Here is an 8,569-nt window from a genome sequence, read left to right on the forward strand (position 1 = left end):
TGATACCGTTTGTCAAGTTGATGGCAGTATAATAAGTTTTTAATTATTCATTTTAAGATAAAACCCTTTTGAATATGCTCCTTTTCCAATAAACCCTTTGGGGCATGTTCATATAGAGTATAGAAGGAGGAGGTCACTGTGAAGCGGTCTCCTCTTTTGCTTTTCGAAAATACTGTATTACATTAGAAGTAATACCCTAAATTCACAAAGCAACTTCCTTTGTCCGTCTGATTGGAATATCCCAATGATATTTCCAATGGCCCGAAGATACTGTCCATTCCATAACCTGCACTAACACCGAATAATTGCTTGCCTTTCAATATATCGAAGAAATTACTATCCGTTAGCCCGTAGTTACCCGTCAGTGTAAGATAATGAATGGCTCCCATGCGTTGTCTGAACTTAATAGATGCAATCATAATGGTGTTATCCATCAATTCCAGATTGGTAACCCCGGCAAATGGTAATTGCTGTGGAATATAGAAACCAGGTACGTCACCGCCAATGGCATTTTGCAGCGGGTAGGGAAAATCTCTTCCGATCAGGATACGTCCATAAATGGAAGGAATGATAGAGAAACGGCGGGTTACAGGAATGACGCTTGCCCACGAAGCATTCAGTGCTGAAAATGGAGCGTGTTCGTTGTATTGTGCCATATTATCCGTATAGAGTGAATAGGCGGCTCTGAAGTCACTTCCTTTAGAAGGGAAACGTCCTTTATCATAGGTATTATATTGCACTTGGGCAAAATAACTTAGAAAGTGTTCGGATTCTACTTTCAGGTCGGAAATTTCAGGTTTCTTGAACAGGAAATCTTTGTATTTGTAATATTCAAAACGAAGACCGAGTCCGAAACGGAAATTCTTGTACCATACATCAGAGAAGCCGAATTCGGCCAGATGATATTTGTAAGTTGTATTATAGGCACGGTCGCCTTCCTCGTAAATATTGATATCATTGTATTGGAACATATACGAGAAGTTGAAATTACGCTGTTGCATTGGTTCCAGCGTATAGTCTATGCGGGCAGCATATCGTTTACCCAATCGACCGGTAAGAGCCAGGCGGGAAGGAATACGAGTTTTGAGGTCTGCTGTTGCATTGACCAACAAAGATGCGATCTCTTCCGAATCGAAACGGATGCCCAGGTTGATTCTTCTTTCATATTTTTCCTGTAACAGGAAGTTGAGGTGATAACCTTCAGGTGTCTCTTTCAACGTATAACTGGCACTGGAGTAGGACTGACTGCCACGTAACTGATACAGGGCCTGTTCTATTTGTTGAGTGGAAATATCGCTGTTTTCTTTCAGATTACATTTCTTCATCAACCATTTTTTATCATCCACCTCTACACCGGAAAATGAGATGTCCGTCACATAAACCGTACGCGCATTAGAAAGAGAAGAATAAGGACCATGTTGTTTCGGGGTATAATCTTCGGCTATTCCTATTTTCTTTTTCAAAGCAAGCAATGAACCCCATTGGGCTTTTGCTGCTTCTTCGCCTCTACGCATCAGGGTATCAATGGCGGCTGGAGTAAAACTGGCGGATGAATATCCATCTACATTGACACGGATATAGGTATCTGTGAGATCTACATTTTTTTCATGGTTAGACTGACAGGTGATATCTACAATTTGTCCCAGAATGTCGGGGACGCTATTGAGCTTGTCAGCCTTCTTCAGAGCATTCTGTACGTCTACTCCGATAATAATATCGGCCCCCATGGCTTTCACAACATCTGCCGGATAGTTGTTTACAATGCCACCGTCCACTAATACCATACTGTCTTGCCGTACCGGAGTAAATACACCGGGGATAGCCATACTGGCACGCATGGCAGTAGAGAGTATTCCGTCATGGAATACAATTTGTTCTCCATTAACAACATTGGCTGCTACACAGGCAAAAGGAATGGGAAGTTTATTAAAGTCGATAGAGTCATGATACCCTACGGTAAGGTCTGAAAATAGATTAGCCAGATTCTGTCCTTTCATGATTCCTCCGGTAGCGGCATCTTTGGGAGTTTTGGTGAAAGGAATAGAGACTGTATATTTTTCAGATCGCTCACGATCTGTTAATGACATGGCACTTCTTTTGATACGGTCACTCAATAGGAATGTCCAATCTTGTTTTCGTACCATGCTATCCAATTGTTCCGGAGTATAACCGATGGCATAAAGACCGCCTACGATAGCTCCCATGCTGGTGCCGGCTATATAATCAATAGGAATTCCGGCTTCTTCGATCACTTGCAGTGCTTTGATGTGTGCCATTCCTTTAGCACCGCCGCCGCTTAGAACGACACCTACCTTTTTTCTTTGTTCCTGAGAATGCAAAGAAAAAGGCAATAAGATGCCAATTGATAAAACTAATGTTGAAAAGATTTGTTTTTTCATTAGGACATGGTCTAGTATTGATGTTTAATATAATACAAATGTAGAGCATAATTTGTTTAGTTGTTGAAATGGGAATTAAAAAAAATGTTCCAAAAGTCGGAAATGTGGATAATTTCTACATTTTATCTGGTGGATTCTACATTTCTACATTTCTTAAGGCAAAATATAATAGACTGAATACCAGTAAATAATAGGTGTAATGAATTTTGGCATACTAATTGCAAGAAAGAGTATAGAACAAACATAAGTTAAATTAAATAATAAGATTCGATATGAGATTATTCTTTTCGAAACATGAGTTGAAACTGAGGAGAAAGAGAACCATTGCTGCTATTATATGTGTGGTACTTGTGTTGGGTGTGTATTGGATACTGACCCGACCTCAGAAGGCTGCGCCGGAAATGCCGACAGTCATTGTAGAACCGGTAGTGAAAGATGATGTAGAGATATACGGGGAGTATGTAGGGCGTATTCGTGCCCAACAGTTCGTCGAAGTCCGTGCCCGGGTGGAAGGCTATCTGGAAAATATGCTTTTTGCCGAAGGTACATATGTCAATAAGAATCAGGTTTTGTTTGTCATTAATCAGGACCAGTATCGTGCCAAAGCTGATAAGGCCAGAGCGCAGTTGAAAAAAGACGAAGCGCAGGCTTTGAAGGCGGAGCGTGATTTAAAACGTATCCGTCCGTTGTTTGAGCAGAATGCTGCAAGCCAGTTGGATTTGGATAATGCGGAAGCTGCTTATGAAAGTGCTGAGGCAACGGTAGCCATGAGTGAGGCGGATTTGGCACAGGCTGAATTGGAGCTGGGCTACACCATTGTCCGTTCGCCTTTGTCGGGACACATTAGTGAAAGAAATGTGGATTTGGGTACGTTAGTGGGACCCGGGGGAAAATCATTGCTTGCTACTATTGTGAAGAGTGATACGGTGTTGGTTGATTTTAGTATGACGGCACTCGATTATCTGAAGAGTAAAGAAAGAAATATTAATTTGGGACAGCAGGATTCTACCCGTTCCTGGCAGCCCAATATTACCATAACATTGGCAGATAACACAGTCTATCCATTCAAAGGATACGTGGATTTTGCCGAACCCCAGGTGGATCCTCAAACCGGCACTTTCTCTGTACGTGCAGAAATGCCTAATCCGAAACAAGTATTGTTGCCGGGACAGTTTACAAAGGTGAAATTGTTGCTGGATGTTCGTGAAGGAGCACTCGTTGTTCCAATGAAAGCCGTTACCATCGAAAAGGGTGGAGCATATATTTATACCATGCGCAGGGATAATGCAGTAGAGAAACGTTTTATCGAATTAGGACCGGAAGTCGGGAATAATGTGGTGGTAGAAAGAGGATTGGCAGAAGGAGAAATGGTAGTTGTAGAAGGGTTCCATAAGTTGACTCCGGGTATGAAAGTACGGGTGAGCCAACCGGATGCAGAAGCCCAGGATAGTATAACTGCGACAAAAAATGAAGTGGCCGGGGCGAAAGAAAATGTTACCGGAACGAAGGATAACGCGAAAGGAGAATAAACGATGAAAGTTACTTTTTTTATAGATAGGCCGGTCTTTTCGGCTGTAATCTCCATCGTGATTGTGATTGTCGGTATTATTGGTCTGACGATGCTTCCGGTGGATCAATACCCGCAGATTACTCCTCCGGTGGTGAAGATTAGTGCTTCTTATCCGGGTGCGAGTGCACTTACTGTATCACAGGCAGTAGCTACCCCGATTGAGCAGGAAATCAATGGTACTCCGGGGATGCTTTATATGGAATCAAATAGTTCTAACTCCGGAGGTTTTTCGGCAACAGTTACTTTTGATGTATCTGCTGATCCGGATTTGGCAGCTGTTGAGATTCAGAATCGTGTGAAACTGGCAGAATCCCGTTTGCCGGCGGAAGTGATTCAGAATGGTATTTCGGTAGAAAAACAGGCTCCCAGTCAGTTGATGACGCTTTGTTTGACTTCTACCGACCCAAAGTTCGATGAGATTTACTTGAGTAACTTTGCTACCATCAATGTGCTCGATGTGATTCGCCGTATTCCCGGAGTGGGACGTGTATCCAATATCGGTAGCCGTTATTATGCCATGCAGATATGGGCGCAGCCGGATAAGCTGGCAAACTTCGGACTGACCGTACAGGATTTGCAGAATGCATTGAAAGATCAGAATCGTGAATCAGCAGCGGGTGTGCTGGGACAACAGCCTGTACAAGGATTGGATATCACGATTCCTATCACGACACAGGGACGTCTTTCCACTGTAGGACAATTTGAAGATATCGTAGTACGTGCCAATGCGAATGGTTCTATCATTCGATTGAAAGATGTGGCACGTGTATCGCTGGAAGCTTCTTCGTATAATACAGAGAGTGGTATCAACGGTGAAAATGCTGCCGTGCTTGGTATTTATATGTTACCGGGTGCTAATGCGATGGAAGTGGCCGAGAGAGTAAAAGAGGCAATGGATGAGATTAGTAAGAACTTTCCGGAGGGATTGAGCTATGAGATTCCGTTCGATATGACGACTTATATTTCCGAATCTATCCATGAAGTATATAAGACGTTGTTTGAAGCGTTGGTATTGGTGGTTCTGGTAGTTTATTTATCCTTGCAGAGCTGGCGTGCAACGTTGATTCCGGTAGTGGCGGTGCCTATTTCATTGATCGGTACTTTCGGATTCATGTTGATTTTCGGTTTCTCATTGAATATCCTGACATTGCTCGGATTGATCCTTGCGATCGGTATTGTGGTGGATGATGCGATTGTGGTGGTGGAAGGTGTGGAACATATCATGGAAACGGAGCACCTAAGTCCTTATGAAGCTACGAAAAAAGCGATGAACGGACTTGCCAGTGCTTTGATTGCCACTTCGCTGGTATTGGCGGCTGTGTTCGTCCCGGTTAGCTTTTTAAGTGGGATTACAGGACAGTTGTATCGCCAGTTTACGGTGACAATTGTAGTATCCGTGCTTATTTCTACGGTCGTGGCTCTGACATTGAGTCCGGTGATGTGTTCGCTGATTCTGAAACCGGATAGCGGGAAGAAAAAGAATATCGTTTTCCGGAAGATTAATGAATGGCTGGGTATCGGTAGTAATAAGTATGTAGCTGCCGTAACTCGTACAATTAAGCATCCTCGTCGAGTTTTGAGTGCTTTTGGTATGGTGTTGATTGCTATCATGTTGATTCATCGCATTATTCCGACCAGTTTCTTACCTGTGGAAGATCAGGGATATTTCAAGATTGAATTGGAACTGCCGGAAGGGGCTACTCTGGAACGTACCCGTATCGTGACAGAGCGTGCCATTGCTTATCTGGAAAAGAACCCGTACATTGAGTATATACAGAATGTAACGGGAAGTAGTCCTCGTGTCGGAAGTAACCAGGGACGTGCAGAACTGACGGTGATCCTGAAACCTTGGGAGGAACGGAAGAGTACCACTATTGAGAAGATCATGCATACGGTAGAGAAACATCTTGAGGAATATCCGGAATGTAAAGTCTATCTGTCCACTCCTCCGGTTATTCCGGGGCTCGGTAGTTCGGGAGGTTTTGAGATGCAGCTGGAAGCTCGTGGAGAAGCCACTTTTGATAATTTGGTAGACGCGACAGATACATTAATGTACTACGCATCCAAACGCAAAGAGTTGGCGGGCTTGTCATCTTCTTTGCAGTCGGAAATCCCACAACTCTATTTTGATGTGGATCGAGACAAAGTGAAGATGCTGGGTGTACCTTTGGCTGATGTGTTTTCTACCATGAAGGCTTATACCGGTTCGGTTTATGTGAACGACTTTAATATGTTCAACCGTATATATAAGGTTTATATTCAGGCAGAAGCTCCTTATCGCGAACACAAAGACAATATTAATTTGTTTTTTGTGAAAGCCTCCAATGGAGCGATGGTACCATTGACTTCTCTGGGAAATGCATCATATACCACAGGACCGGGAAGTATCAAACGTTTCAATATGTTTACTACGGCCGTTATTCGTGGAGCAGCTGCGCAAGGATATAGTTCCGGACAGGCGATGGAGATCATGGAACAGATTGCCCGCGATCATCTTCCCGATAATATCGGACTGGAATGGAGCGGCCTTTCCTATCAGGAGAAGCAGGCGGGAGGTCAGACGGGTATGGTGATGGCACTGGTATTCTTGTTCGTTTTCCTCTTCCTTGCTGCACAATACGAAAGTTGGACAGTGCCTATTGCTGTGTTGCTTTCTTTACCTGTGGCTGCTTTGGGAGCCTATTTGGGAGTATGGGTTTGCGGATTGGAAAACGATGTCTATTTCCAGATTGGCTTGGTTATGTTGGTCGGACTTGCCGCTAAGAATGCAATTTTGATTGTAGAGTTCGCAAAGGTGCAGGTAGATAAAGGTGAAGACTTGGTGCAATCGGCCATATACGCAGCCAAATTGCGTTTCCGTCCGATTCTGATGACCTCTCTTGCCTTTGTGCTCGGTATGCTTCCGATGGTACTGGCAAGTGGTCCGGGTTCGGCAAGCCGGCAGGCAATCGGTACAGGTGTATTTTTCGGAATGATATTTGCCATCGTATTTGGTATCATTCTTGTGCCGTTCTTCTTTGTGATGGTGTATAAAACAAAGTCGAAAATCTTAAAACATAAGAAATAATGAAACGAAAGAAACTATATATTGCTATCCTGTTACTTGCCGGAGTACTGACTTCCTGCAAGGTAGGGAAAAGCTATGTCCGTCCTGATCTTCATTTACCCGACAGCTTGGAAAGATCACAGGATTCGGTTAGCTTCGGTGACCAGGACTGGAGGGATATTTATACAGATGCTACATTGAGAAGTCTGATAGAGCGTGCATTGGATCATAATAAAGATATGCTGATTGCTGCTGCCCGTGTGAAAGAAATGGCTGCGCAGAAACGAATTTCTACGGCTGCATTGCTTCCGGATATTAAAGGAAAAGTGACAGGGGAACGCGAACTCGAGAATCATGGAGGAGATGCTTTCAAGAGATCGGATACCTTTGAAGCACAATTCCTCGTTTCGTGGGAAGTCGATCTTTGGGGAAATCTGCGTTGGGCGCGTTCGGCCAGCATTGCCGAGTATCTGCAATCTATTGAAGCACAACGTGCATTGCAGATGACGATTGTGGCTGAAGTGGCACAGGCTTACTATGAACTGGTAGCTTTGGATACAGAGCTTGATATTGTCAAACAGACATTGAAAGCCCGTGAAGAAGGGGTGCGCCTGGCGCGTATCCGGTTTGCCGGTGGATTGACTTCCGAGACTTCCTATCGACAGGCACAAGTGGAGTTGGCACGTACGGCCACTTTGGTTCCTGACTTGGAACGTAAAATCTCCCTGAAAGAGAACGATATTGCTTATCTTGCGGGTGAATATCCTAATAAGATAGCCCGTTCCCGTTTGCTTCAGGAGTTTAATTCTCCGGAAACACTTCCTGTAGGGTTGCCGTCTACTTTGTTGGAACGCCGTCCCGACATTCGTCAGGCAGAGCAGAAATTGATTGCTGCCAATGCAAAAGTAGGAGTGGCCTATACGAATATGTTCCCGCGTCTTGCCCTGACAGGTGGTTTCGGTAGTGAAAGTACTTCTTTGTCGGAACTCTTGAAATCTCCCTATGCAGTTATGGAAGGAGCTTTATTAACTCCTATCTTTGGTTGGGGAAAGAACCGTGCGGCATTGAAAGCGAAAAAGGCTGCTTATGAGGCTGAAGTACATAGTTATGAGAAATCCGTACTGGAAGCTTTCAAGGAAACACGTAATGCGATTGTCAACTTCAACAAGATTAAGGAAGTGTACGAACTTCGTGCCAATCTGGAACGTTCGGCCAAGAGCTACATGGACTTGGCACAATTGCAGTACATCAATGGAGTCATCAACTATCTGGATGTGTTGGATGCCCAACGTGGATACTTTGATGCCCAAATCGGATTGAGTAATGCCATTCGTGACGAGTTGATTGCGGTGGTTCAACTTTATAAGGCTCTTGGCGGAGGCTGGGAGCAGAATCCCTAGAATTATATTATAAATTAGCTCGCTGAAGAAAACGTAAAGAGGTTGTGTCAAAACGCTGACACAGCCTTTTTTTATGCGCAAAGCCCAGACTTTCTCAAGCCCGGGCTTTGTTATTACCCAAAGTTTTCGTATCTTTAGGTATAAAGTTTTTCGT

4 protein-coding genes are annotated in these 8,569 nt (G+C 43.9%); 3 read left to right on the forward strand and 1 reads right to left on the reverse strand.

The annotated features are described in order from the left end of the window. Nucleotides 1-182 precede the first annotated feature (182 nt). Nucleotides 183-2,399 carry a patatin-like phospholipase family protein gene (locus N5O98_RS16160; protein WP_004312015.1) on the reverse strand — a complete coding sequence of 739 codons (2,217 nt, stop codon included), beginning with the start codon at nt 2,397-2,399 and terminating at the stop codon, nt 183-185. Between the two features lie 272 nt (nt 2,400-2,671). Here N5O98_RS16160 and N5O98_RS16165 point away from each other — a divergent pair, with 272 nt between their 5' ends. From N5O98_RS16165 to N5O98_RS16175, 3 genes are read left to right on the forward strand one after another with little or no spacing between them, the layout of a single operon-like run. Continuing rightward, a complete protein-coding gene (locus N5O98_RS16165; RefSeq protein WP_004297379.1) occupies nt 2,672-3,928 on the forward strand; it encodes an efflux RND transporter periplasmic adaptor subunit in 1,257 nt (418 codons plus the stop codon). A 3-nt stretch (nt 3,929-3,931) separates the two neighbouring features. Next, on the forward strand, nt 3,932-7,036 hold the full coding sequence (locus N5O98_RS16170; RefSeq protein WP_004297380.1) for an efflux RND transporter permease subunit: 3,105 nt from the start codon (nt 3,932-3,934) through the stop codon (nt 7,034-7,036). Further along, a complete protein-coding gene (locus N5O98_RS16175) occupies nt 7,036-8,415 on the forward strand; it encodes an efflux transporter outer membrane subunit (protein WP_004297381.1) in 1,380 nt (459 codons plus the stop codon). The genes N5O98_RS16170 and N5O98_RS16175 overlap by 1 nt, the downstream gene beginning before the upstream one ends. Nucleotides 8,416-8,569 lie beyond the last annotated feature (154 nt).

It is taken from the genome of Bacteroides sp. LFL-34 (assembly GCF_027257075.1).
Lineage (GTDB): Bacteria > Bacteroidota > Bacteroidia > Bacteroidales > Bacteroidaceae > Bacteroides > Bacteroides ovatus.

Coding starts and splice junctions, on each gene's coding strand:
- N5O98_RS16160 (WP_004312015.1), bottom strand. CDS start 2,399: ATGAAAAAACAAATCTTTTCAACATTAGTTTTATCAATTGGCATCTTA.
- N5O98_RS16165 (WP_004297379.1), top strand. CDS start 2,672: ATGAGATTATTCTTTTCGAAACATGAGTTGAAACTGAGGAGAAAGAGA.
- N5O98_RS16170 (WP_004297380.1), top strand. CDS start 3,932: ATGAAAGTTACTTTTTTTATAGATAGGCCGGTCTTTTCGGCTGTAATC.
- N5O98_RS16175 (WP_004297381.1), top strand. CDS start 7,036: ATGAAACGAAAGAAACTATATATTGCTATCCTGTTACTTGCCGGAGTA.